Source organism: Ensifer sp. 2TAB8 (assembly GCF_052115125.1).
Lineage (GTDB): Bacteria > Pseudomonadota > Alphaproteobacteria > Rhizobiales > Rhizobiaceae > Ensifer.
Genome location: NZ_JBFRGB010000093.1, coordinates 1 through 464, shown reverse-complemented (window position 1 = coordinate 464; position 464 = coordinate 1). Strand labels below are relative to the sequence as shown.

The window sequence follows — 464 nt, the reverse complement described above, 5'->3', positions numbered from 1 at the left end:
CACCACTACATGGGCTGCTCGACCTTCGCCAACTACACGGTGCTGCCGGAGATTGCGGTTGCCAAGGTCAACCCCGACGCCCCCTTCGACAAGATCTGCTACATCGGCTGCGGCGTGACGACCGGCATCGGCGCSGTCATCAACACGGCCMAGGTGGAGATGGGGGCGACCGCRATCGTCTTCGGTCTCGGCGGCATCGGCCTCAACGTCATCCAGGGCCTGCGGCTGGCCGGCGCCGACATGATCATCGGCGTCGACCTCAACAACGACAAGAAGGCCTGGGGCGAGCGCTTCGGCATGACCCACTTCGTCAACCCGAAGGAGGTCGGCGACGACATCGTGCCTTACCTCGTCAACATGACCAAGCGCGGGGCCGAYCAGATCGGYGGCGCCGACTACACCTTCGACTGCACCGGCAACACCAAGGTGATGCGCCAGGCGCTCGAAGCCTCGCATCGCGGCTG

The 464-nt window shown here is 65.1% G+C and carries 1 protein-coding gene; it reads left to right on the top strand.

The genetic code is table 11. From position 1 onward, the window contains the following. A partial coding sequence (locus AB4Z53_RS35490; protein ID WP_441600122.1) for a zinc-binding dehydrogenase occupies nt 1-464 on the top strand: 464 nt, incomplete at both ends.